Below are 24406 nucleotides of genomic sequence, written 5' to 3' on the forward strand. Positions count from 1 at the left end.
GAAGTCGGATGAGACAGGACGGCACGCTTGGCGGTGTCCCATCAGCCGAAGCGGATGCCGCCGCCAGGCTTCTCCTCCTCCACAACCTGTGGCAGCCCTAGTACTGCAACCGCATCTGCCGTGACGGGTGGCGGATTGGCTCGTTGTTCCGACTGTGCGATGAATCGTTGACGGTTGAGCAGGTCGAGTCGTGGTCCGAGGGGATAGCCGGGTTCCATGCCCGGTTCGCCCATCGTTTCGGCAGGTCGGAGCCCCGCGAGCGGGCGTCGGACTACCTGAACGGGTTGCTCGCGCCGCTTGAGAAAAAGAACGGGTGGACGCTGTCGGAGCAGGTCGGGCAGTTGCGCCCCGACGGCGTCCAGCGCCTGCTCAACCACTCCGACTGGGACGAGAACGCGGTCCGCGACGATGTGCGGGACTTCGTCGTGGAGACCATCGGTGCCAAGGATGCGGTGCTGATCGGCGACGACACCGGCTTCCTGAAGAAGGGCACCAAGTCCGCCGGCGTCCAGCGTCAGTACACCGGCACAGCCGGCCGCACGGAGAACAGCCAGATCGGAACATTCCTGGCCTACGCCTCCGCCAGGGGGCGGGCGTTGATCGACCGCGAGCTCTACATCCCTGTCTCCTGGACGGATGACCGTGACCGCTGCCGCGCGGCCGGGATCGACGACAAAGTCCCCTTCGCGACCAAGAACGAGCACTTCAAGTGGATGCTGCAACGCGCCATCGACGCGGGTGTCCCGTTCGCGTGGGTCACCGCTGACGAGGCATACGGGCAGGTCAAGCACCTGCGAGTGTGGCTGGAGAAACGTCGGGTCGCGCATGTGCTGGCCACGAAGGTCAACGACACCGTGATCGCCGCGCGCGGGGCGGACGCGCGGGTGGACCAGTTGGTCGCCGCGCTGCCCCGCCAGCGGTGGAAACGGATCTCCGGCGGGGCCGGCGCGCACGGTGAGCGGATTTACGACTGGGCGCGTGTCGCGATCCGCCCGTACTGGGAGAACGGCTTCGGGCACTGGGTACTGGCCCGACGCAGCGTCAGCGACCCGAGCGAGATCGCCCACTACGTCTGCTACGGCCCGGTCACCTCCCGACTGAAAGACCTGGTCAAAGTGGCTGCCGCGAGGTGGGCGGTGGAGGAGTGCTTCCAGACCGCGAAGGGAGAGTGCGGTCTGGACCACTACCAGGTGCGGCTCTACCGGGCCTGGTACCGCCACATCACCCTGGCCATGGCCGCCCTCGCCTACCTGACCGCCATCCGCGCCGCAGAAGCCACAAAAGGGGCACTCTCGACGACGAGCAGGACCTCATACCCCTCAGCGTCCCGGAGATCCGCCGGTTGATGGGCCACGTCGTCGTCACGCGCCACTGCCACAGCAACGAGCACCATCTGCACTGGTCACGCTTCCGACGGCGCAGCCAGGCCCGAGCCCGCCGCTCCCACTACAAACGCCGAGGCCACATTCTCCAGATGCGGTTGCAGTACTAGCCATGAGCCGGGCTCGGCGCCCACGGGGGGAGGGGCCGAGCCCGGCCACCTGGTCAACATATCGGGTCAGGACGGACAACGGGCCCGTGTCCCCGTGAGACTAGCCAAAAACCTTCCTCTGGCTGTCCGTGATCGGCCTTGCCGCCCCTTCCTGCCTGCCCGTCAGCCAGCCTCCCTGCCCGCTTCGTTCGCTGCCAACGGCTCCAGCTCGGCTTCGAGCTGCGCCGCCCGACGGGGCGTGACCGATCCGCTCGATTTCACCCGGACCAGCGGGGAGACCCCAGCGGGACAGCCGCCGCACCGCAAGGGGCGCGCCGATCATCTTGGACTGAACGACCGCGTGCGGCCGCCTTCGCCACCATCCCCTCCGACGGACACCGGTAGGCTTCTTGATCATGCACATAACAACGCGCGGATCGATCGTCGGCCCCGTCGCTCTCACCACTGTCCTTCTGGCCGCGGTCACCGGTTGCTCGTCCGACTCCGACAAGGGTGACAGCGGTTCCAAGCTGCTCGGAGGGCTCGAAACCCTGGCCGGCGACAACGGCGCGAAGCAGGTGACCTTTCTCGACGCGGCCAGGGTACGGAAGCTGAGCAAGGGCGACTCGAAGCGGTTCAGCTCCGTCGCGCAGCCGGTCAGCTCCCTGCTGAACTCGTACCAGCCCGGGCCATGGGGGCAGCACCTGAAGGTGACCCAGATCGACACCGCAGTCGACACGGCCGAGGCAGGCCACTGGGAGGGCTCGTTCGACGCACCGGCGATCACTAAATCGCTGAAGTCCAACGGCTACACGCAGAGCGAAAGGGGAGCACCAAGCGCAGGCAGGCGATGCCGCACATGTGGCCGCGCCACCCCCAAGAGCCGCCAGGACGCAGCCCCCTGGGAGGCCGGGGAAGCAGCCTCCGGCGTTCAGTACGCTCACCCCTCATGGGACTGGACATCAGCGTGATGATCGCCGACTGGTCATGGCTGGGCGAGGTTGCTCCCCGCGAGCGGCTGGCACGGCTGAGGGATGCCTGGTATGCCGAAGAGACGGGCCTGTGGTGCCGCGAAGAGTCCGCCGTAGAGGGCGAATGGGAGCGACCGGGAGGACCCGCCGGCGCGTTCTTCGACGTCTATGAGTTCCGTGGCACCTGCGGCTCGTTCAAGGCGCACTTCTGGGCAGGACACCGCTGGGAACGGATCCGCGACCATGCCGACCCGGAGGTACGGACCGGGCTGGACACCTTGCTGTGCGGGCTGATCTGGGATGGGCCGGACGATGAGGCACCGCACATGGACCCGGGCTTCTTCCCCGACGACCCTGCCCTCTTCTACGGCGTGCTGCTCGCGCGGTCGCCCGACAGCGTGCGGGAGCTGGCCGCGACCTGGGAACAGGTACGGCCCCGGCTCGGCGGGCTGCGCAGGGCCTTCACCGAGCAAGCAGCCGTACCTGGTGCGTGGGTCGGGCACTTCGACGCGTTCACCGACCTGCTGGAGGACTGGGGGCGCGTGTTGACCGAGGCCACCCGGCGGGGCTGGGGCGTCGTAGGACTGAGCGAGTAACGCGGGGCTGCGCACCCCGCGCGTGCTACTCCGTCTGGCCTGTCTGACTGTCACGAACGCTGTTGCGGAGCTGCGGGTGCTGCCGATGAGCGACCGGGACAAGCACGTGGAGATCCTCGTTCTGCGGTACCAGATCACCGTCCTTGAGCGGCAACTGGGTCCGAGCAGGGTCCGGTTCGCAGCGGAGGACCGTCTGTAAGCGCCCCGCCGACCTGAAGAACGAGTTCTACGAGCGTGTCCGCACCGAGACGAAGTAACTCCCCGAATCGGAACGGCGACTTCGGAAAACCGTCTCCGACCTGAAAGAAACTGTTGTCGTACAGAAAGCCGAGATCACAGCGCTCCGACACCAAGTCACTCAACTCGCGCTCGCGAACGCCGTCCGCACCTTTCAGGGCAAGGAGAGGCACTCGGAAGGGACTCCGGACAACGTCGTCCCCCTCCATCCGACGAAAGGGGTGACCGCCGGTCGTCCCCGCCGCATGCGGTTGGGTGCGGCCTCCAGAGGGAAGCCTGACCAGGAGGTGGGGCTTCATTCCGGCCGTGACGGTCGAAGCCGACTCCACCCGGGCGATGACAAGCGGTCCACGATTCCCCCACGTCACCACTTGCACGCTCCGCGCCTTGGCGCCCTGACGTGGAGATGTTGTGCGCCGATGGCCGCACGTCGTCTGCGGCGGTTCCGGATGACCGTTCGCAGAGGCGGACATCCGTCCGTCGAAGTGCTACTGCTCGTAGCGCCGACGCGCGAGATGGACGGTGATGTCGGCGACAATCTCGACCGTCTCGGGCAGGAGCTGCATGATCCGGCTGAGTACCTGCTCTTGCTCCAAGGCCGGCAATACGAGATAGGCCGAGATGGTCGAGAGATGGCCGACATAGTCGCGAGCACTCATCGTCAAGCGCCGTTCCACCACTGACTGTTGAACACCGGTGAACCACTCCGAGCGCTGGAGTTCTGTACCCGGCCACTGCATGTCATGCCCTTCAGGGATCCCGTCCGGGGACGGAACCTCGTCGCTCTCCAAGAACGGTGCCCGTGCCGCGCGAACAGCTTCCGCCACAGCCGGGTCAGCCAGCCGGACTGGCCCGCCGAAAGAGGCAAACACGCCCCCCGGCTCCAGCAGCTCGGCCATGCGTGACCACCGACCCTCCGGGTTCGTCCAATGCAGCGCTGCTGCCGCATAGACCAGCCCGTACCTCTCGCCCGGTCGAAGGTCCTCGAACGCGGCTTGCACCGTCCTGACGTTTGCCGGCACGTGCTTGCGCAGCTCGGCAAGCATGGCCCCGTCAGGCTCAGTCGCGGTGACCCTGACCCCCCGTTGAGCGAGCAGTCGGGTTGCTTTGCCTGTCCCAGCGCCAATCTCGAGGGCAGTCAGAACCGGGTGACCCGCATAGGCCATCACCATGTCGAAAAGTTCCACGGGATACCCCGGCCGGAACCGTTCGTACGCTTCCGCCATCACCCCGAAGCTCAGTGCGCGTCCAGACATGTCGAGCATCCTGGCACGATCTGCGCCGTCAACGCTTGGATTGATTTCGCACGACCGGGCCGCCCGATCACGGGCGAGGCTTCACCACCGTCTGGACCCTCCGCCAGGAGTGCCCGGGCCGCCCCGCGGACCTGCGGTGTCCTTGGGCGCGGCGCTGCTCGGGGCGCTGATCATCGGTCTGGCCGGGCTCTACGGGGCCCGCGCCTCGGCACGGCTCGGCACCGTCCTGGGCTCCTTCGAGATCGCGGTCTTCGTGGTCTTCGCTGTGCTGCTGATCGGCAAGCCGGGCGGCCACAACCCGCTCTCTGTCTTCGGCGCGGGCCACGTCGGCACCGGGCAGCGCGCCCTCGGCGGGGTCCTGGACGCGGTGCTGCGCGCCGCAGTGGCAGGTGCCGAGGAGGTGGTCGGTGCCGGGCACCCAGTGGACGCGGAGCACCGCGTCGGACCTCATCGCGCGGCCAGCTTGGCCAGGATGCGGTGGGCGGCGAGGCCGCCGGTGTCGATGTTGATGCTGAGTTCCTGGTAGCCGGCGGGCTCACTGTCCAGGCAGCGCTGCAGCAGGTTGAGCGCGTCGACGTGTGGGACCGGCTGGACCAGGTACTCCTGACCGAGCTGCACCAGGCGGGGAAGCTGGACTGGTCGCGGGCGGTGATCGACGGCTCGCACCGGCAGGCGCGTCGGGGCGGCCCCAAACAGGTCCGAGCCCGGTCGACCGTGCAAGACCGGGCTCGAAACACCATGTGATCACCGACGCGAACGGCACCCCGCTGGCCGTTACGCTCACAGGCGGCAACCGGCACGACAGCACCCAGCTACTGCCCCTGCTGGACGCGATACCGCACATCAAGGGCCGCAGAGGCAGGCCCCGCCACAGGCCACGGCAGCTGTTCGCCGACCGGGGCTACGACTACGACAAGTGCCGCCGCCTGCTGTGGAAGCGCGGGATCAAACCGGTCATCGCGCGACGCGGAGTACCCCACGGATCCGGACTCGGCACCGTCCGCTGGGTGGTGGAGCGCACGAACGCCTGGATCCACGGCTTTCGCCGCCTGCGATCCTGGGACATCCGTGACGACATACACGAAGCCTTCTTGAAGCTGGCCTGCTGCATCATCACCTATCGACGCGTTCAGGCATTGTGTTAGCGGTCTTACTTACGTGTAGCGACTTCGTGTCGCACACTGAGCGCTGTAGTTGACAGGTTTCGCCAACTACAGCGCTCATCGCGAGGCAAAGACGCGTTGCGATGGTGGGCTGTCAGGCCAACCCTTCTGGCGTGGGGGCGAGGAGACTGGCGATGGAGTCTGCGATTTCGTCGTAAGCACCGAGGCGTTGCGCGGGGCCCGAGTGATGCAACGTTCGCCGTGTCAACGGCTCTCGTTCACCACCATGGCCGAGCCGCCACCTCGCCGCTTGGGTTCGGCGACCGCCGTGACCTTCCCGTCGCGCTGGAACTCCAGTGCGGCCACCGCTCCGATCTCAGGGGAGGGGGTGAAGGTCTGTGGGGCCAGGACGAAGTGTTGGCCGAGGCCTTCGAGCGCGGTGCGCTCGGGTGAGTCGAGGAAGGCGGGTTCGGCGTCGGTCGTGGTCCGGTTCCGCTGCGAGATCCGCGGAGCGGCGACCGCGTCGGGCAGCGACATGCCCAGGTCGAGACGGTTGACGAGGGTCTGGAGCACCGTGGTGATGATGGTCGCGCCACCCGGCGAACCGACCGCGATCACCGGCTTTCCGTTCCGCAGCACGATCGTCGGCGACATGCTGCTGCGCGGGCGCTTGCCCGGCGCGGGCAGATTCGGGTCGGGTACCCCGGGGGTGAGCGGGGTGAAGTCGAAGTCGGTGAGCTCATTGTTGAGCAGGAAGCCACGTCCGGGCACGGTGATGGCCGAGCCTCCGGTCTGCTCGATCGTCAGGGTGTACGAGACCACGTTGCCCCAACGGTCGGCGGTCACCAGATGGGTCGTCGAGGGCCCCTCGTAAGGCTCCTGAGTGCCCTTCCCCCGGGCACAGCCGGTTGTCGCGTCGCGCGGGTCCGCCGGGGCCAACGGGCTGGTCAGCGTCGCGTCGGGCCGGATCAGGCAGGCCCGGTCCTTCGCGAACGTCTTGGACAGCAGTGCCTTCGTGGGCACGTCCGAGAAGGCGGGGTCGCCCACCCAGCGGTTGCGGTCGGCGAAGGCGATCCGGCTGGCTTCCAGGTAGTGGTGCAGCGCCTGGACCCGGTCGGCGGACGACAGCGGGAAGTTCTCCAGGATGTTGAGCGCTTCGCCGACGGTGGTGCCGCCTGAGGAGGACGGGGCCATGGAGTAGACGTCCAGCCCGTGGTACGTGGTGCGGGTCGGGTCCCGGCGCACCACCGCGTAGTTCGCGAGGTCGCGCCGTTCCATGAGTCCGGGCCAGAACGTACGGTCGGAGCCCTCGATCACCGGTGGGTTCTGCGCGGTACGCACCACATCACGCCCGATGTCGCCGTGGTAGAGCGCATCTATGCCCTCGCGGGACAGTTCTCGGTACGTACGGGCCAGGTCGGGGTTCCGGAAACGGCTGCCGACCACGGGGAGTTCACCGTTCGGCAGGAACAGCTCGGAGGTCGAGGTGATGTCCCGGAAGCGGGCTTCGTTCATCGCCGTCTGGGCGCGGAATTCGTTGTTGACCACGAAGCCGTCGTCGGCGATCCGGGTGGCCGGGCGCAGTGCGCGCCCGAGCGAGACGGTGCCCCAGTCGTCCAGGGCCTTCTGCCAGGTCGCCGGGGTGCCCGGAACTCCCACGGACAGGCCGGAGTTGACCGCTTCCTGGAACGGGATGGCTTTGCCCGTGGACGGGTCGACGAAGGAGTCGGAGCGCATCCGGGCCGGGGCCGTCTCTCGGCCGTCGATGGTGTGCACCTTCTTTTTGGCGGCGTCGTAGTACACGAAGTAGCCGCCGCCTCCTATGCCTGCCGAGTACGGCTCGACCACTCCGAGCGCGGCCGCGGTCGCCACCGCCGCATCGACCGCGTTGCCGCCGCGCCGCAGCACCTCGATGCCGGCCTGCGAGGCGTATGGGTTCACACTGGAGACCGCGCCCCCGCTGCCGGTGGCGACGGCCTGTTTGGGCGGCGGCTGGAGACGTGAGCCGGAGGGTGCTGCGGCAGCGCCTGCCGGGGATGAGCCGGCGGCTGCGGTGGGGAGGAGCAGAGGGAGAGCGAGGGCTGCCGCTGACACGGCAGACACCAGGGTACGGCGGGCGATCATCGAGCCTCCGAGGGCCTCGGGCGAGGGTGATTGCTGGCACTTTGGCAACAGTCGGCCTCATCAGCAATGGATCTTGGAGATCTTTGCGGAACATCTGAGGTTCCTCGGCAGTAACCAGTGCGGTTCAACGACCCTGCGCCTGCCTGCATCCCCGTCCGCCCAGGTCATCCCAGTGACAGCTGCGTCGGTGGGGGCGGCATGATGACCGTGCGCTACTCCGTCTGGCCTGTCTGACTGTCACGAACGCTTTTGCCCCATCCGGCGGCCGGGTGCTGCTGACAGGTCAGCGTGCCGCCACGGCGGCACGCTGACGCGGCTGGCAGCTGCAAGCCCTCGGCACCACGGGCATGACCTGCGTCGGGACGAGGTACTTGGAACCGTGAGGTTGTGGTGACCTGGCGGTTCGTTTCTCGCAGCACACGCATGTGGGAACCAAATGGTCATGCTTTTTTGCAGCCTGCGGTGAATTGCCACCTCTCCGGCGAGCTCGACGGCGGCCACCAGCTCGGGCCGCTTCGTGGCGCGGGTGGAGATCTTCTCCGCGAAGACGCGGATCACCTCCGCTTCCGCCATGGCGTCGAGCGCGCGTCCAGAGACGGCCTGGCGGTCGACGTACGGCAGTACCCCGGGCGCACATGGCCGACCGGCCCGGCGCCGGTGTTCACCGGCCGCGGCAGCTCGGTCCACACCGCGCCGGGCTTGCGCACCGCGGGGGTCGGGACGTTGAGCGCCTTGGCGAGCTGGGGCACGAGGCGGAAGCGGGCGGTGTGGTAGTGGATCGCGACCTTGCCCTTGCCGGTGCGGCAGGGCGAGCCCGGCGGGACGGCGCAGGTCGACATCGGACAGGCGTGCACTTCCACGCGCTTGAAGTCGTCACTCGTGATCCGGAAGCGTTTTATGAGAGTGTTTCAGACGTTCAGTGGTTTGCAACAACCCATGAAACATGAAAAGCCCTGCATGATCGGCGGCGGGGGCTGTGTTTCATGAGTGTTCGCCTATGAAACGCAGCCCACCCGATAACAGCCGTGCTACTGGGGCCTCTGCACGGAGAACTCGTTGCCGTCGGGGTCGAGCATCAGCACCCGGCCGCCGTCGCCCTCGCCGGTGTCGGTGCGCGTCGCGCCGAGCGAGATCAGGCGGTCGACCTCCGCCTCCCAGTCAGCGTCGGCGGGGAGCGCCAGCTCGAAGTACAGCCTGTTCGTGCCCGTCTTCGGCGCCACCGGAGGACCACCCCACGTGATCTTCGTACCGCCGTTCGGCGATTGGATTGCGGTCTCCTGGTCCTGGTCCCAGACCAGCGGCCACCGCAGCGCCTCGCTCCAGAAATAGCCGACTTCCTGCGTACCGTCGCAGGCCAGTGCTCCGACGGAGCCGGTGTCGGCGAGGAACTTGTTGCCCGCCTCGATGACGCAGAACTCGTTGCCGTCTGGATCGGCGAGCACCACATGCCCTTCTTCCGGGAGTTGGCCCACGTCGATGTGGTTCCCGCCGAGTTCCAGCGCCCTGGCCACCGTCTGCTGCTGATCCTCCGGGGAAGTGCTCGTCAGGTCGAAGTGCGCCCGGTTCTGTCCGATCTTCGGCTCCTGGCTGGGCAGGAAACGGATGCGGAACCCGGCGGTATCAGGGGGAAGGATCGCGACGTCGTCGTCCGGACCGTCGGCCAACTCCCAGCCCAGGACCCCGGACCAGAACCGCGCCAGGCCCGACGGCCGGGTCGCATTGAAGCAGATCGCGAACAGTTGACTGGTCATACCCCGTGCATCTCCGATCCACTGACGGTCGATACGGCGCCTCGTCCGCCCCGCGAGTGCAGCCTAGTGGTGGTCGTGCGGCACCCGCAGCCGAGTTTCCGTCGCGGGGGAGCGCGGTCACGCGCCGGGCCTGCCGGGGCCTTTCAGCACCTGACCCGACGAGGACGGGCAGGAATCCGACGGCATGACGGAACCAGGACGCAGAGAGACCCACCCTGCCGTCAGCACCCAAGGTCAATCTCACCGTTAGCCGCTGTACCGCTACTACTCGGGGGGTGATACTGGTGGGCTCTCGTATTCAACCGTCGCCAGTGCCCCGAGGGAACCAGGTCGCTGGTGACCATGCGTGATCCCCGTGTCGGCTTCCGAAGGTGCCTGCACGGATGCGTGAACTCGTGTGCACGCCAGACCGCCGGGTTGTGCCTACGTAACGTCGCTGAGCGCCAGGGCAAGCCCGGTCCGGCGGAAATTCAGGTGGTCCCAGCGCGCCATCCCTGATCTTCGCGGGGAATCCCGGCCTTCGGGCCGGGCGGGAATGCGATCCCTGGCCCGGAGGCGCGGAGCGCCGGAGTTCTCTGCGTTGTCAGTGGTGCCAGCTATGTTGACCGGACTGACCCAAAAGGGGGTGGGCTGGATGATTCGTGCGTACAAGTTCCTGATGCGGCCCACCACGGGCCAGCAGATCGCGCTTGGCGAGATGCTGCGGGATCACTGCTCGCTCTACAACGGGGCGTTACAGGAACGACGGGATGCCTACCGGCATGTATCGAGGACCACCGTCCGGTACGGGATGCAGTCCGGGCAGTTGAAGGACATTAGGGCGTTCGATCCTGAGCGTCAGGGGCGCTGGTCGTTCTCCTCGCAGCAGGCGACGCTGCGCCGGCTGGACAAAGCGTTCGCCGCGTTCTTCCGCCGGATCAAGTCCGGTCAGACGCCGGGCTATCCGCGCTTTCGTTCGGTGAGCTGGTTCGACACGGTGGAGTTCCCGAAGGACGGGGACGGCTGCCGGTGGGACTCCACCCCGCACGACCCTGTCACCCGCGTGCGGCTGCAAGGGGTCGGGCATGTCAAGGTTAACCAGCACCGTGCGGTGGTCGGCAGGGTCAAGACCGTCTCGGTCAAGCGTGAGGGCCGCCAGTGGTTCGTCGTGCTGACCGCCGAACAGGAGCAGCCCGAACCGCTCCCGACGACCGGCAGCGTGGTCGGTATCGACCTGGGCATAGCCAACTTCCTTGCCGGCTCGGGCGGCGAGTTCGTCTCCAACCCGCGCCACGGCCGCCGCGCTGCTGCGAAACTCCAAGCCGCACAGCAGGCCCTGTCCAGGTTCCCGCGCCGCAAGGCCAAGGACCGCACCAGGAACCACCAGCGCGCAGTGGACCAGGTCGCCCGGTTGCACGGCAAGGTCCGCCGCCGGCGGCTCGACCACGCGCACAAGACCGCGCTCGACCTGGTCCGGGCGCACGATGTCATCGCGCACGAAGACCTCGAGATCCGCAACATGAGCAGGGCCCCCGCACCGAAGCCCGACCCCGAGCAGGCGGGCGCATTCCTGCCCAATGGGGCAGCGGCGAAGGCTGGACTCAACCGCAGCATTGCCGACGCCGGATGGGGGTGTTCCTGACGATCCTGCACGCCAAGGCTGAAAGCGCCGGACGGGAAGTGATCGCCGTGGACCCCCGCAACACCTCCCGGACCTGCCCCGAATGCGGGCACGTCTCCAAGGAGAACCGGCCCACACAGGAGACCTTCCTCTGCCAGTCGTGCGGACACACGGCACACGCCGACACAGTGGGAGCACTCAATGTTCTACGGGCCGGGCTGGTCCGTCGCAACGCCCACACGGCATAGCGAGAAGCCCCGTCCCTTCAGGGCGGGGAGGAGTCACCTGCGTAGAGTCGGGCAATGCCCGAGCTGCAGCGGCTCCATGCTGGCCATGCCCCGGCGGTCCTAGCCTTCGAGCTGGCGAACCGCACCTACTTCGCTGCCTCGGTCTCCGACCGCGGTGACGACTTCTTCGGCCAGTTCACCGACCGGCTCAACGCCCTGCTGGCTGAGCAGGAGACCGGCCTCTGTGCCTTCTATGTGCTCGTCGCCGAGGATGGCTCGGTACTCGGCAGGTTCAACCTGGTCAACATCGAGGATCGCACTGCGGAACTCGGCTACCGGGTCGCGCAGCACGTCGCCGGCCGCGGTGTGGCGACCGCGACCGTCCGGGAGCTGTGCCAACTGGCGACGGAGCGGCACGGGCTGTGCACACTCAGGGCGGCCGCCGCCCGCGAGAATGCCGCGTCCCAGAAGGTGCTGACCAAAGCCGGGTTCGGCCCGGCCGACCCGGCCGACCTCGGCGGTAAACCAGGGGCCTGGTATCAGCTCAATATCCAGGCCCCCTACTGGTGGGGAACGTGCATTCAACGGTCGTCGACGCCCGTGGTCGGTGCCGCTGAGCCTGGCAGTGACTTTCCGTGACTTCCGGAGGCGTATCGGCTCCAGGTCCCGCCGGTCTCGTTGAGGAGTCGGGTGGTGGTCTTGTCGTGGTAGCCGAGAGCGTCCGCGACGATGGGGGCGGGCAGTTCGACGAGTTGCTCCCGGATGGCGGCGCCGCGGGCAGCGGCGGCCGGGACCCCGACCTAGTTCAGGAGTGTGGAAGACGACCGACTGGTTCCAGGCTCCAGCGGTCGCCAGCTTGCGCACGACCTGGTCCGGCGTGTGCTTTTTCCTCGTAGCCATGTTGATGTCGAGCCCTCCTGCCCACAGCGTGGTCCGCACGGTTCTCAAACGACCGGGATCAATTAGTGCTGTGACCGGGAAGGTTCGCCGGGGTGAGTACGCTGAGGCCGACGGCGGTGGAGGGCGGGCATGACACGGAGACCGTTGGTGGACGAGGCCGTTGGACTGCCTGATGGTGAGTTGGGGGCCAAGGGGCGGGCGCTTACCGATCTGGACACAGAAGACGCCTGGCTTGCCTTCCTCCGTTTCGGCCGACGGCTGTTCGATGTTCCGGAGATGCCCGACGCTGATGGCCTTCTGTTCCAGTACGGGACCTACTCGTTCGACGGTCCTCCGTCGTTCACGCTGGACCTCACCCGGCAGTTCGAGGTCTCCGACGGAGAGCACGACCATTACGTGCAGGTCCACTGCGAGCTTCGATACGGACTCGCTCCCGCCCTGGAGGCCCTGGGAAGCTTCGACTCGTGGTTCTTCCACAATGCCGGAGACGACCTCGAAGAGTGGGCCCAGGCCCTGACCGGGCGCGCAGCCTGGACGGCGATCGGTGCATTTCGGCCGGCCGAGATCCGGGTCTACCAGGAGCAGGTGTAGTCGCTCAGGCCGCCATCGTGGTGGGATGACGCTCTCCCCAGCGGATGCCTTTCTCGCAGCGGATGCGGGCACGCTCGCGTCGTGGGGCGGTCAGGACGTCGGGGTGGCGGGCGTTCTGGTTGCGCCAGCGCAGGTAGGCGTGCAGGGCCTGGGCCTGGACAGTGTGGTTGGGGTGGTGAGAGTTGGCCAGGGTGAACTGCCGCAGCGGCCCGAAGTGGGCCTCGATGAAGTTGGCCCAGGATGCGTAGGTCGGGGTGAAGCACAGCTCGACTCTGTTCCGTGTCGCCCACCTGCGGATTCGCCAGTTCAGGTGGGTGGAGAGGTTGTCGAGGCGCACGTAGACCGGGGCGCCGTCCGGCCTGGCCGCGCGGATCGACCGAAGGGCGGCCCAGGTGTGGTCGATGCCCTTGCGGCGTCGGTTGACGCCCCATAGCTGGTCATCCCCGATCGGATAGCAGCCGCGGAAGTAGGTGAATTCATGGGTGCGCCGGTAGGTGGCGGGCAGCCGGTCGGGATGGCCTTTTTCGGCCCAACAGGAGCCGGCGGTAGGGCGGATGCCGAGTGGGCCGGACTCGTCAAAATCCAGCGGCAGGCTCCAGGGGCGCCCCTTGCGGACCGGATCCGCGCCCTCACGCCGCAACGCGGTGACCAGCTTGTCGAACTGACGCGGACTGAGCCCCGTGACGCTGCACCGAGAAGCGCAGCCAGGTCGTCGACTTCTCCTTCTACCTGTCCGCCACGATCGTCACGCTCCGTATGGTCATCCGGCGCGCCACCCGTCTCTACCGCTGGGACGGCGCCCGACCACCAAAAGGCTCAAGTGACGCATACTGCAGCGAATTCCAACGAACACCACAGATCGATCAAGGACGGATTTCGGTCAAGTTGGCGACGCGTACATGACGGGTCCCCATCAAAGCTGGCACGCTTCCATCCAGTCGTCGCAGAGCACCCTACAAACGCACGCGCACCACGCGATGCGGCGATCACGTCGGACACCGTCCGACCCACTCGCACCTCCAGCTCTACCGGGCGGCAACACCCCCGCCTGCCCGGCTGACTCCGGCCGTACACACCTGGCCGCCGCAGAAGGAGTTCCGTGTGACTCGATCCCCCCGAAAGACCGTCGCCGCGAGCGCGTTGATAGCCGGCGCCGCGATGATCGCGGCCGCGCTGCCGTCCGGTGTCGCCACCGCCAGCACCACGAGCCAGGCCCCGGCCAAGGTCCAGGCCCGCGCTGGCGCACTGCCGGTGCAGTTGTCGCCGTCGCAGCGTGGCGAGTTGCTGGCCGCGGCGAACGCGTCCCGGGCGGCGACCGCCAGGTCGCTGCACCTGAGATCGAAGGAGGCGCTGATCGTCAAGTCCGTCCTGAAGGACGCGGACGGCAGCCTCCACACCCGCTACGAGCGGACCTTCGCCGGGCTGCCGGTCCTGGGCGGCGACCTGGTCGTCCACACCGCCGCGAACGGCTCCGCCAAGGGCGTCACCAAGGCCACCAACGCGACCATCACCGTCGCCTCCACCACCGCGGCCAAGAGCGCCGGCTCCGCGAAGACCTTCGCGCTGGGCCGCGCCAAGGCCAAGCACGTCGCGAAGGCGACGGCCGGCACCGCCCGCAAGGTCGTCTGGGCCGCGTCCGGCACCCCGACCCTGGCCTGGGAGACGGTGGTCGGCGGCACCCAGGCCGACGGCACCCCCTCCGAACTGCACGTCATCACCGACGCCACCACCGGCAAGAAGATCTTCGAGTACCAGGGCATCGAGACCGGCGTCGGCGACAGCATGTACTCCGGCCAGGTCACCATCGGCACCACGTCGGCCGACGGCAGTTACTCGATGACCGACGCCACCCGCGGCGGCCACAAGACCTACGACCTCAACGGCGGCAGCTCAGGCACCGGCACGCTGTTCACCGACCCGGACGACACCTGGGGCGACGGCACCACCAGCAACCGGCAGACCGCCGGCGTGGACGCCGCCTTCGGCGCCCAGCTCACCTGGGACTACTACAAGGACGTCCACGGCCGCAACGGCATCAAGAACGACGGCGTCGGCGCCTACTCACGCGTCCACTACGGCAACGCCTACGTCAACGCGTTCTGGTCCGACGCCTGCTTCTGCATGACCTACGGCGACGGCACGGGCAACAACAAGCCGCTCACCTCCATCGACGTCGGCGCCCACGAGATGACCCACGGCGTCACCTCCAACACCGCGGGCCTGATCTACCGCGGCGAGTCCGGCGGCCTGAACGAGGCCACCTCCGACATCTTTGCCGCCGCCGTCGAGTTCTACGCCGACAACGCCGACGACCCCGGCGACTACCTCGTCGGCGAGAAGATCGACATCCGCGGCAACGGCACCCCGCTGCGCTACATGGACAAGCCCTCCAAGGACGGGAAGTCCGCCGACGCCTGGTACTCCGGCCTCGGCTCCATCGACGTCCACTACTCCTCCGGCCCGGCCAACCACTGGTTCTACCTGGCCTCCGAGGGCAGCGGCGCCAAGACCGTCAACGGCGTGAACTACGACTCCCCGACCTCCGACGGCCTGCCGGTGACCGGGATCGGCCGGGACGCCGCCGCCAAGATCTGGTACAAGGCCCTCACCACCTACATGACCTCGTCCACGGACTACGCCGGTGCCCGCACCGCCACCCTCCAGGCCGCCGCCGACCTGTACGGGCTGGGCAGCGACACCTACATCAACGCCGCCAACGCCTGGGCCGCCATCAACGTCGGCCCCCGCATCGTCGACGGCATCCTGCTGACCAACCCCGGCGCCCAGACCAGCGCGGTCGACACCCCCGCCAGCCTCCAGATCCAGGCCACCAGCTTCAACCCCGGTACCCCCGTCTACTTCGCCGAGGGCCTCCCCGACGGCCTGAGCCTCCACCCCGTCACCGGCCTCATCACCGGCACCCCCACCACGCCGGGCACCAGCAACGTCACCGTCACCGTCAGAAGCTCCATGAACTCCACCACCACGGCGACCTTCACCTGGAAGGTCGCCAGGGGCATCGTCGAGAACACCACCAACGTGCCGATCCCGGACGGGGGCGCCGCGGTCTTCTCGGACATCGACGTCACCGGGCTCTCGGGCCAGGCGCCGAGCGACCTCAAGGTGGGCGTGGACATCAAGCACACCTGGCGCGGTGACCTGGTCATCAACCTGGTCGCCCCCGACGGCACGCTGTACCCGCTGAAGAAGAGCAACTTGTCCGACTCGGCCGACAACGTGATCGAAACCTACACGGTGGACGCCTCCAGCCAGGTCGCCAACGGCACCTGGAGGCTCCAGGTCCAGGACATGTACCGCGGCGACACGGGCTACATCGACAGCTGGAAGCTCATCTTCTAAGCTTGGCTTTAAACCCCACCAAGATCATGTCTTGGTGGGGTTCGTCGTTCGCCTGACAGCTGGGCGGCCTTTGCGTGATCGTGTCTTCTCGCTGAAGTCGACAGTCGATCAACCCAAAGGCCGTGATGGACAGTCTGCAAGACGACGCTGCGCGCGTCGAGGCATTGACCGGGTTATCCCGGTTTCGCCGCGAGTTCTACGAGTGCCTGACCCTGCGGGCGGATGCTCTGTTCGAGCTGGCGGACGCGGTGCTGTGTGCCGGCGGGCCGGTGGTCTCGCTGCCGGAGTTGTCGCTGGAGGCAGTGCACCGGCGTGGGCACGGGGCGATGTACGACGCGCTGGCCCAGGGCCACATCGCCGTGTCCCGCCTGCGGATGGCGCTGGCAGGCCTTGAGCTGCCGCGCGGGGCGGACCGGCAGCTGTCGATCGCGCTGGACGTCACTCCGTGGCCGCGTCCGGACGCCGAGTGCTCGCCGGAGCGCCTGCACTGCCACCGTCCGTGTCGCTGCGACGGGGTTCGCCAGACCATCCCGGGCTGGCCCTACCAGGTGGCCGCGGCCCTGGGCGGTGGCCGCTCCTCGTGGACAGGGCCGCTGGACGCAGTGCGGCCGGGGCCCGAGGACGATCCCACCGAGGTCACCGCGACTCAGATCCGTGACCTGCGCGCCCGCCTGCAGCGGGCCGGGCAATGGCGACCGGGCGACCCGCCGGTCCTGTTCGTCCTGGACTCCGGCTACGACCTCGTGCGCCTGACCTGGCTGCTGCGCGATGAACCGGTGCGGCTGCTGGGCCGCATCCGCGCGGACCGGGTGATGTATGCACCGGCTGGCAAGCGCCGCGGAACCAACCCCGGACGCCCGCCCCGCCACGGAGCACAGTTCCGCCTCGCCGACCCCGCCACCCACCCGGCCCCGGTCCAGGAGTCGGCCGGCGTCCACGACCGCTTCGGCCAGGTCCTCGCCCGCTGCTGGGGCCGGATGCACCCCAAGCCGGACCGGCGCGGCTCCTGGGCCGACCATGAAGGCGAACTACCCCTCGTCGAGGGCACGTTGGTCCATCTGGCCATCGAGCACTTACCCGGAAACCGCGACCCCAAGCCGCTATGGCTGTGGCACAGCGACCCCGACGCCACCGCGCACGACGTCGACCGCCTCTGGCGGATCTTCCTCAGGAGATTCGACATCGAGCACACATTCCGCTTCTTCAAGCAGACCCTCGGCCTCACCCGCCCCCGCCTACGCACTCCCGAGCAGGCCGACCGGTGGGTGTGGCTGATCCTCTCCGCCTACGCCCAGCTCCGCCTCGCCCGCCCCCTGGCCGAGGACCTGCGCCGACCCCGGGAGAAGCCGCTGCCGCCGGATCAGCTGACCCCCGGCCGGGTCCGGCGAGGCTATCCACGCATCCGGCGGACCGTGGGCACCCCGGCCAGCACGCCGAAAGCCACCCACCCCGGGCCCGGCCGCCCCAAGGGCCGCACCTCCACCCCCGCACCCCGCCACCCAGTCGGCAAGAAACAACGTAAAGCGGACACACCCCGATGCGGCGGAGCCGAGGAGGAGGCTTAAAGATCAAGCTAAGAGCGTCCGGCAGTAGGAGCGCACCGGCGGTCGGAACGTGCCCCGGATGAAGAGCAGGCACGAGCCGCGGTGATCACGGAGTCCTACCTTTCTTGATGTGGGTCTGAACTGGTCATTCGTAAGATCGGCGGGGCCCAGGGGTTCCGGGTATGGCTGTCATGGAGTCGCCGCTGGATGGCTCAGAGAACTTGGCCGCCCGGAACCCCGCGACGACTCGACCGCTAATTGGGAGACGCGACGCGATCGCTTTGTAGGACAACGTCGGCGAGGTCGTCTGCTGGGTTGGTGTACGACGAGCTGACGGAGGTGGCTGTGCCCGAGATCTGGGCCGGAGTGGACATCGGCAAGGAACATCACCACTGCGTGGTGATCGACACCCAGGGCAAGCGACTGCTGTCGCGTCGGATTCTGAACGACGAGGCTGAACTGCTCCAGCTCATCGCTGACGTGCTGGAGCTGTCGCGGGGTGTGCTGTGGGCTGTGGACATCAACCACGGCGGGGCCGCGCTCCTGCTCGGTCTGCTGGTCAGCCACGACCAGCACGTCACCTACATCACCGGCCTGGCCATCCACCGTGCATCGGCCGGCTACCGGGGCCAGGCCAAGACCGACGCGAAGGACGCCTTCGTCATTGCTGACCAGGCCCGCATGCGCACCGACCTCGGTGTCCTGCGGCCCGGCGACGAGATATCGGTCGACCTGCGCACGCTGGTCACTCGCCGCACCGATCTGGTCTGCGACCGGACCCGGCAGATCAACCGACTGCGCGCCCAACTCTTGGAAATCTTCCCTGCGTTGGAACGTTCGTTGGACCCGACGAAGAAGGGGCCGGTCCTGCTGTTGACCGGCTACCAGGCCCCGGCCGCGATCCGTCGCGCAGGTGCCTCCCGGATCGCGACGTGGCTGAAGAACCGCAAGGTCCGCAACAGCGCGGCCCTGGCCCGGACCGTCGTGGAGGCCGCCGAGGCCCAGTTCACCGCACTGCCCGGCGAGAAACTCGCGGCCACCATGGTAGCCCGGCTCGCCAAGGGGGTGATGGCCCTCGATGAGGAGATCACCGAGCTCGAAGCCCTTATCGAGGCTCGGTTTCGCGAGCACCCACACGCCGAGGTGATCCAGAGCCTGCCCGGTATGGGCACCATGCTGAGCGCGGAGTTCCTCGCTGCGACCGGCGGCGACATGGACACCTTCGGCACCGCCGACCGCCTGGCCGGCTACGCCGGCCTCGCACCCGTCCCCCGCGACTCCGGACGCGTCAGCGGCAACCTCCGCCGCCCACGCCGCTACCACCGCGGCCTGCTCCGCGCCTTCTACCTCTCGGCCTTCGCCAGCCTGCGGAACTGCCCCGCCTCGAAACAGTTCTATGAGCGCAAGCGGGCCGAGGGCAAGGGGCACAAGCAGGCGCTGCTGGCACTCGCCCGTCGCCGGGCCAACGTCCTGTGGGCCATGATCCGCGACGGAGCGTGCTACCAAGCCACACCACCAGTCACGGCAACGGCTTGACAACGTCATTGGGAAGTTCTCTACACTCAGCGATCACCGCAGGGCTCGTGCCTGTCCTGCCATCACGCCTGCTCGAACCCCTGCGGTACCAATACTCCGCGCTCCTGCCTGAGCACTTGGACACCTAGCCGCTGGGCTGCCACAACCCGCACGTCCCCGACCGCTTTGGGATTACGCGGCGTTGATCCGCTCGGCGACGGAGGACCTCGCACGATGCGCACCACCCTCGCTCCTGATCTGACCGCACTGCAGTGGCGCAAGTCCAGCCACAGCAACTCGGAGGGCGGCGAGTGCCTCGAAGCGGCCGACGGCTTCGCTGCCGTCGTCCCCGTCCGCGACAGACGCGGTGCCCAGGAATGAGCGTGTCTCCCAAGGGGGAAGACCAGAAGCCGGTCCGTGTCCAGGAGCTGACGGTCCGTCGTACGTCGACGTCGCGCTTCTGGCAGCTGTCGGACGGTGTGTTCAGGCCGAGGCGTCAGCGACCCCGGTGTCGTACCGCAACGGCAAGACCTGGAAGTCAGCCGTGCTCACACTCGCTCTGGCGACTGTCGCGGCGGCGGCGATACAACCTGTGGAGACTGAGGACGACTATCGCACCGGCTATCACGGGCCACCACAGCGAAGCTCCGTGCCGAGCCAGCTCTATACCCTTTATCAGCAGCATGGTCGAGACCACCACGGCGAGCCAATCCATCGCGATGTCGACCGGACCGCCACCCCGGAACGGATTCTGCATACTCGCCTACCCCTGCGCTGGGCCCACACGATCACGGTGCGCGCGAGTCTAGTCCTCACTCCACCGATGCCGTCACCTGGGCGGAGGTTGAGAAACAGGTAGTTAGCCACACCCAGGCCCCTCGGTCTTCCCGCCGTCCACCGACCGCGGGCTCCTGCGTGTCCTTCTGGTGTGCCCGCCTGAGGCAGTACCCGGCAAGGCCCGTGCTTGGGGGCGAGTGGAGTCCCACCTCGAGGAGTTGCGCGAGCCGTTCGCCGCCGAGTGCGAAGGCTGGGCAGGCCGCCCGGACACCTTCGAGGACTTCACCGCGCTTCTGTGTGAATGGGGCGACGTGACCACGGAGGCTGCCCGCCGCGGTTGGGGGCTGGTGGGTCTGCCCTAGCCGCCAGCAGCGAGGGGCACGTGGCCTGCTTTCCCCTGCTCCGAACGAAACCGCCCAGGGCGTTTCGGTTGGATCATGCCTTGCCGCACGCCGGGACCATGGCAGGGGCGGGGAACATCTGGCCCTGAGTTGGATTCCGGGCTGGCTAGAGTGGCCGCTATGAGCGATCACTCCGGACCTCGGACCGTGTCGCCGGAGCTGCTCGGCGTAGGTGGTGGCGACTGGCTGCGTGTCACCGCGGGCGAGTCGGGCGCCTGCGTCTTTCGCAGTGCGGATGCCACCCGGTATGCCAAGTGCGTGCCTGCCGCGGATGCAGTCGACCTGAGGGCCGAGCGCGACCGGATCGCATGGCTAGGCCGTCAGTGCGTACCAGGGCCCCAGGTTCTTGACTGGTACTCCGGTGACGCCGGCGCCTGCTTGGTGACCAGTGCCGTCTCCGGCATACCTGCTGATCAGGTGCCTGCGGAAGACCTGCGTGCCTCCTGGGAACACATCGCGGACGCGGTCCGACGGCTGCACGAGGTGCCCGTGCCGGAGTGCCCATTCCGCCAGGGTCTGGACTCCATGGTCGCCGTGGCACGTGACGTCGTGGCCCGTGATGCGGTGAACCCAGAGTTTCTTCCCGTCGAGCAGCAGCACACGCCCGCCGCGGAGCTGCTGGCCCGCCTCGCCCGGGAGGTCCCTCGGCGACGGGATCAGGAGGTCGCCGACACGGTTGTCTGCCACGGAGATCTGTGCCTGCCCAACATCGTCCTCGATCCGCGGACCCTGGAGGTGTCGGGCTTCATCGACCTGGGCCGCCTCGGGCTGGCCGACCGCCACGCCGACTTGGCGCTGCTGCTCGCCAATGCGCGAGAGACCTGGGCGGACGAGGAACGGGCGCGGACCGCGGACGTGGCGTTCGCCAAGAGGTACGGCATCGCCCTTGACGACGAGCGCCTGCGCTTCTACCGCCATCTCGACCCGCTTACTTGGGGCTGGTCGGTTCGTATGGATCACCGGGCGGACCAGAGGAAGACGCATGCGATGTGGAGTCCGGCCAGGTAGATGGTGTTGGTCTTCTTGTAGCGGGTGGCGATGCCGCGCCACTGCTTGAGTCGGTTGATGCATCGCTCGACGGTGTTGCGCTGCTTGCAGGTCTCGCGGTCGAAGGTGGCCTGCCGCCCCGGCTTCCCCGGCGTAGTCGGTGACGTTGCTGGTCCGCCGGGACGGGGATCACGGCACGGATACCGCGCTGGCGCAGGTGATTGCGGATGGCGCGGGAGGAGCACACCTTGTCGGCAAGGACCATGTCGGACCTGGTGCGGGGCCGTTCACGGCGGCGGGGGATGCGCAGGCGTGCCATGACATCGGTGAAGGCGGGCGCGTCGCCGGCCTGGCCGGCGGTGAGACGGAAGGCCAGGGGCCGGCAGCGGTCGTCGGCGGCAAGGTAGATCTTCGCGGTCAGTCCGCAGTGGGACCGGCCGATGGCGACAGCAGTCGGCCTCCATTTGGGTCCGCCGTGGGCGTCGTCCGTACGGTCGCGAAGCCGAGAATCGGGTGAGCCTGGGTTCCGGGGTTGAAGTTGTCGTTGCGGCAGCTTCTACCGTCCTGAGCAGGGCCGGAGAGACCGGCCCGGTGACGCGTTTGTGAGGGAGGCAGCGATGGACTGGCCGATCGCGGAGGTTGCTCGGATGTCGGGCGTGACCGCCCGGACCCTGCGGCACTACGACGAGATCGGCCTGCTGCCGCCTGCCCGGATCGGGGCCAACGGCCACCGCTACTACGAGGAGCGCCAGCTGCTGCAACTGCAGCAGATTCTCGTACTGCGGGCACTGGGTGTAGGACTTCCCGAGATCGGCCGGATCCTGGCCGAGCAGATCGACGAGGTGGAGGCCCTGCGCGGCCACCACGGGCGGCTGCTCGCCGAGCGGGACCGGCTCGACGCCCTGGCCGGCACCGTCTCCCGCACGATCGCCGAACTGGAGCAGTTCAGGAAGGACGGCAGAACCATGACCGCCATCAACCGACCGGAGAACCTGTTCGAGGGCGTGCGGCCCTCCCAGTACGAGGAGAGCCTGCGCGACTTCCCCGAGCATGCCGATGAGGTCGCCCGCAGGGTCGCCGCGATGACCCCGCAGGACGTCGAGGCCGGACAGCGCGAGCGTACGGCGCAGATGATCCGGCTGGCCGAGCTGATGGCCGCCGGCCACCCGGCCGACGCCGAACCCGTGCAGGCCGAGATCGACGCCCAGTACCGGACACTGACCTCGCTGCGGGCCGTGTCCGCCGAGGAGTACCGCGCCATGGGACGCTCCTGCGTGGACAACGAGCAGTGGCGCGCCGCATACGAGGCGATCGCGCCGGGCCTGGCCGCGTACCAGCGGAACGCCATCGAGGCGTATGCCACGGCCAGGCTCAGCTGACCCCAACGGGGCCGCCGCAGGGACGACCCAGCGGCGGCCCTCCACGGTTCGCCAACGCAGGAACCCGAAGCATCGCGGAGGTTCCTCCCGCCTCCCACCGGCGGCATCCCCGCAGCCGCTGTCCATTCTCGGGTTCTTGCATCCGGGGACGGCCGGGAAGGGTGAGGACGGACGGCGGGCTGCCGCCGATCATGGCGGCGAGCAGTTCGTCGCCGCCGGGGGTCAGCAGGTAGACGGCCGCCGCGACGGCCTGGAGACGGTGGGCGGCTTGTTCCATGGCGCGGTGCAGTACCGCCGTCAGTTCCTCGCCGAGGACGCCGGCGGACTCGTGCCCCTGACCGTCCGGTTGGGAAGCCATGGCGTCCGGGGCGTCGCGGTCGTCCATGAGCCCTTCCGGCCAGGCTCGTCCCTAGATGATCGATTCCAAGGGCTTTAGTGGTCGTATGCGGTCAGTGCGCGCATGATCGGCTGGCCTGTGTGGTCGTTGTGCCAGATGGCGGCGGTGAGCGCGAGTATGCGCTGCAGGACGCGGACGGCCACGCCTGCGGGTGTGCGACCGCGGTGGCGTTCGAGGTCGAGTTGCCCCTTGAAGGTCTCGTTGATCGACTCGATGACTTGCCGCAGCGGCTTGAACAGCTGTGATCCGGCCCGCTCGGCTTCGCCCTTGCGGGCTGGCCGCAGCAGCCGGATGTCCAGCTCGGCCAGCTGCTGCTCGAACTCGCGGCCGAAGTAGTTCTTGTCGCCGATCAGTGTCTGGCCGGGACGCTCGTCGATGAGCTGCGGCTCGACGGTGAGCAGGTCCAGCAGGGTCTCGCGTTCGTCGGCCTTGGCGCCGGTCAGGGCGAAGGTGACGGGCAGGCCGTGCAGGGTGCACACCAGGTGCAGCCGTAGTCCCCAAACGAGCTGGGCAGTCTTGCTCGCAGCGATCAGTACCTCGCGGGTTTCGCCGCCCACCACGTCGTGTCTGACCCTGACGTCCGGATACCTCTCCGTACGGCCGGCGAGTGCCTGAGCCAGCAGACGCTCCGGGCTCTCGGGGCCCGTACCAAGCGGCGCGTAGTCCGGCAGCCACGCGTGCACAGCCACGATCTCAGCCCCGCGCAGCGCCGCCTCAGCGAAGGCGAAGTCGACCGCCTTCTCACCGACCGGGGAGCCGTCGACACCCAGCACGATCGGTCCGGCGCCGGCCTGTTCCTCACGGACCACCATCACCGGACACTGGCCGTGGGCGGCCAGGGACACCGCCGTTGATCCCAGCAGCATGCCGATGAAGCCACCCATACCCCGGGAGCCGACGACCACCAGGTCCGCGGCTCGCGACTCAGCCTCCAGCACGGCCACTGCGTGGCCGGTCACCACGGCCTCGGTGACCTCCACCTCAGGCGCCACGCTCTGGGCATGCTGCGCAGCCTCGTGCACCAGGCGATTGAGCGGCGACGGGTCCAGCTGCGCATACATGGGCCTGACAGGCCAACTGAAGGCGTGCACCACGCGCAGCTCAGCACGACGCCGCTGGGCTTCCCCCACAGCCGCTTCCACCGCGGAAAGACTCGACGACGAGCCGTCCACTCCCACGACAACCAGATTTCCCACCGCTCCTCCACCACTCGCTTCAG

Annotated in this window: 18 protein-coding genes and 6 pseudogenes; 15 read left to right on the top strand and 9 right to left on the bottom strand. The window is 68.1% G+C overall.

Translation table 11 applies throughout. The annotated features are described in order from the left end of the window. The first annotated feature begins 203 nt into the window (after positions 1–203). The 3 genes from OG972_RS47505 to OG972_RS47515 all read left to right on the top strand — a co-directional run bounded on the left by OG972_RS47505 (position 204) and on the right by OG972_RS47515 (position 3038). Positions 204–1346, top strand: coding sequence for an IS701 family transposase (locus OG972_RS47505; protein ID WP_266993688.1), 1143 nt, complete (start codon positions 204–206; stop codon positions 1344–1346). Positions 1347–1887: 541 nt separating this feature from the next. Continuing rightward, on the top strand, positions 1888–2442 hold the full coding sequence (locus tag OG972_RS47510) for a hypothetical protein (RefSeq protein ID WP_266993262.1): 555 nt from the start codon (positions 1888–1890) through the stop codon (positions 2440–2442). Then, entirely contained in the window at positions 2421–3038 is a 618-nt protein-coding gene (locus OG972_RS47515; protein ID WP_266993264.1) for a hypothetical protein, read from the top strand. Before OG972_RS47510 ends, OG972_RS47515 begins: the two co-directional genes overlap by 22 nt. A gap of 725 nt (positions 3039–3763) precedes the next feature. Here the strand turns inward: OG972_RS47515 and OG972_RS47520 are convergent. Together OG972_RS47520 and OG972_RS47525 are read right to left on the bottom strand one after the other, a co-directional pair. Then, a complete protein-coding gene (locus tag OG972_RS47520) occupies positions 3764–4540 on the bottom strand; it encodes a trans-aconitate 2-methyltransferase (RefSeq protein ID WP_266993266.1) in 777 nt (258 codons plus the stop codon). Positions 4541–4978: 438 nt separating this feature from the next. After that, positions 4979–5107: pseudogene (locus OG972_RS47525) on the bottom strand (aromatic ring-hydroxylating dioxygenase subunit alpha); the annotation flags it as partial. Here OG972_RS47525 and OG972_RS47530 point away from each other — a divergent pair. Continuing rightward, a pseudogene (locus OG972_RS47530) lies at positions 5108–5676 on the top strand (IS5 family transposase); the annotation flags it as partial. A gap of 222 nt (positions 5677–5898) precedes the next feature. Here the strand turns inward: OG972_RS47530 and ggt are convergent. The 3 genes from ggt to OG972_RS47545 all read right to left on the bottom strand — a co-directional run bounded on the left by ggt (position 5899) and on the right by OG972_RS47545 (position 9509). Then, positions 5899–7758, bottom strand: coding sequence for a gamma-glutamyltransferase (ggt, locus tag OG972_RS47535; RefSeq protein WP_266993267.1), 1860 nt, complete (start codon positions 7756–7758; stop codon positions 5899–5901). Positions 7759–8312: 554 nt separating this feature from the next. Then, complete coding sequence (locus tag OG972_RS47540) at positions 8313–8597, bottom strand: hypothetical protein (protein WP_266993268.1); 285 nt, start codon at positions 8595–8597, stop codon at positions 8313–8315. Positions 8598–8786: 189 nt separating this feature from the next. Beyond that, positions 8787–9509, bottom strand: coding sequence for a VOC family protein (locus OG972_RS47545; RefSeq protein ID WP_266993269.1), 723 nt, complete (start codon positions 9507–9509; stop codon positions 8787–8789). Between the two features lie 634 nt (positions 9510–10143). Here OG972_RS47545 and OG972_RS47550 point away from each other — a divergent pair. From OG972_RS47550 to OG972_RS47560, 3 genes and pseudogenes are all read left to right on the top strand, one after another. Then, a pseudogene (locus OG972_RS47550) lies at positions 10144–11357 on the top strand (RNA-guided endonuclease InsQ/TnpB family protein). A gap of 54 nt (positions 11358–11411) precedes the next feature. Then, a complete protein-coding gene (locus OG972_RS47555; RefSeq protein WP_266993270.1) occupies positions 11412–11975 on the top strand; it encodes a GNAT family N-acetyltransferase in 564 nt (187 codons plus the stop codon). A 390-nt stretch (positions 11976–12365) separates the two neighbouring features. Then, entirely contained in the window at positions 12366–12827 is a 462-nt protein-coding gene (locus tag OG972_RS47560; protein WP_266993271.1) for a hypothetical protein, read from the top strand. Positions 12828–12831: 4 nt separating this feature from the next. Here OG972_RS47560 and OG972_RS47565 read toward each other — a convergent pair whose 3' ends face one another. Then, positions 12832–13479: a transposase gene (locus OG972_RS47565; protein ID WP_323136011.1), complete on the bottom strand. Its 648-nt coding sequence runs from the start codon at positions 13477–13479 to the stop codon at positions 12832–12834. 32 nt (positions 13480–13511) lie between these two features. Here OG972_RS47565 and OG972_RS47575 point away from each other — a divergent pair. The 7 genes and pseudogenes from OG972_RS47575 to OG972_RS47605 all read left to right on the top strand — a co-directional run. Next, positions 13512–13651, top strand: a pseudogene (locus OG972_RS47575) (IS5/IS1182 family transposase); the annotation flags it as partial. 277 nt (positions 13652–13928) lie between these two features. Next, positions 13929–16187: a M4 family metallopeptidase gene (locus OG972_RS47580; protein ID WP_266993272.1), complete on the top strand. Its 2259-nt coding sequence runs from the start codon at positions 13929–13931 to the stop codon at positions 16185–16187. Between the two features lie 125 nt (positions 16188–16312). Continuing rightward, positions 16313–17752, top strand: coding sequence for an NF041680 family putative transposase (locus OG972_RS47585; protein ID WP_266993273.1), 1440 nt, complete (start codon positions 16313–16315; stop codon positions 17750–17752). A gap of 318 nt (positions 17753–18070) precedes the next feature. After that, positions 18071–19267, top strand: coding sequence for an IS110 family transposase (locus tag OG972_RS47590; RefSeq protein WP_266993690.1), 1197 nt, complete (start codon positions 18071–18073; stop codon positions 19265–19267). 213 nt (positions 19268–19480) lie between these two features. Further along, positions 19481–19627 (top strand): DUF397 domain-containing protein, encoded by a 147-nt coding sequence (locus OG972_RS47595; RefSeq protein WP_323136000.1) that lies wholly within the window; start codon positions 19481–19483, stop codon positions 19625–19627. A 593-nt stretch (positions 19628–20220) separates the two neighbouring features. Beyond that, positions 20221–20385, top strand: a complete 165-nt coding sequence (locus tag OG972_RS47600) for a hypothetical protein (protein WP_266993274.1) — start codon at positions 20221–20223, stop codon at positions 20383–20385. Positions 20386–20544: 159 nt separating this feature from the next. Further along, positions 20545–21363, top strand: a pseudogene (locus OG972_RS47605) (APH(3'') family aminoglycoside O-phosphotransferase); the annotation flags it as partial. 17 nt (positions 21364–21380) lie between these two features. Here OG972_RS47605 and OG972_RS47610 read toward each other — a convergent pair. After that, positions 21381–21853: pseudogene (locus OG972_RS47610) on the bottom strand (IS5 family transposase); the annotation flags it as partial. A 175-nt stretch (positions 21854–22028) separates the two neighbouring features. Between OG972_RS47610 and OG972_RS47615 the strand changes: the two are divergent. After that, positions 22029–22790: a MerR family transcriptional regulator gene (locus OG972_RS47615; protein ID WP_266993275.1), complete on the top strand. Its 762-nt coding sequence runs from the start codon at positions 22029–22031 to the stop codon at positions 22788–22790. Here OG972_RS47615 and OG972_RS47620 read toward each other — a convergent pair. Both OG972_RS47620 and OG972_RS47625 read right to left on the bottom strand, forming a co-directional pair. Continuing rightward, positions 22783–23175 (bottom strand): hypothetical protein, encoded by a 393-nt coding sequence (locus OG972_RS47620; RefSeq protein ID WP_266993276.1) that lies wholly within the window; start codon positions 23173–23175, stop codon positions 22783–22785. The genes OG972_RS47615 and OG972_RS47620 overlap by 8 nt on opposite strands. A gap of 47 nt (positions 23176–23222) precedes the next feature. Next, positions 23223–24383: a universal stress protein gene (locus OG972_RS47625; RefSeq protein WP_323136001.1), complete on the bottom strand. Its 1161-nt coding sequence runs from the start codon at positions 24381–24383 to the stop codon at positions 23223–23225. Between the last annotated feature and the right edge of the window lie 23 nt (positions 24384–24406).

It is taken from the genome of Streptomyces sp. NBC_01669 (genome assembly GCF_026339735.1).
Lineage (GTDB): Bacteria > Actinomycetota > Actinomycetes > Streptomycetales > Streptomycetaceae > Streptomyces > Streptomyces yanii.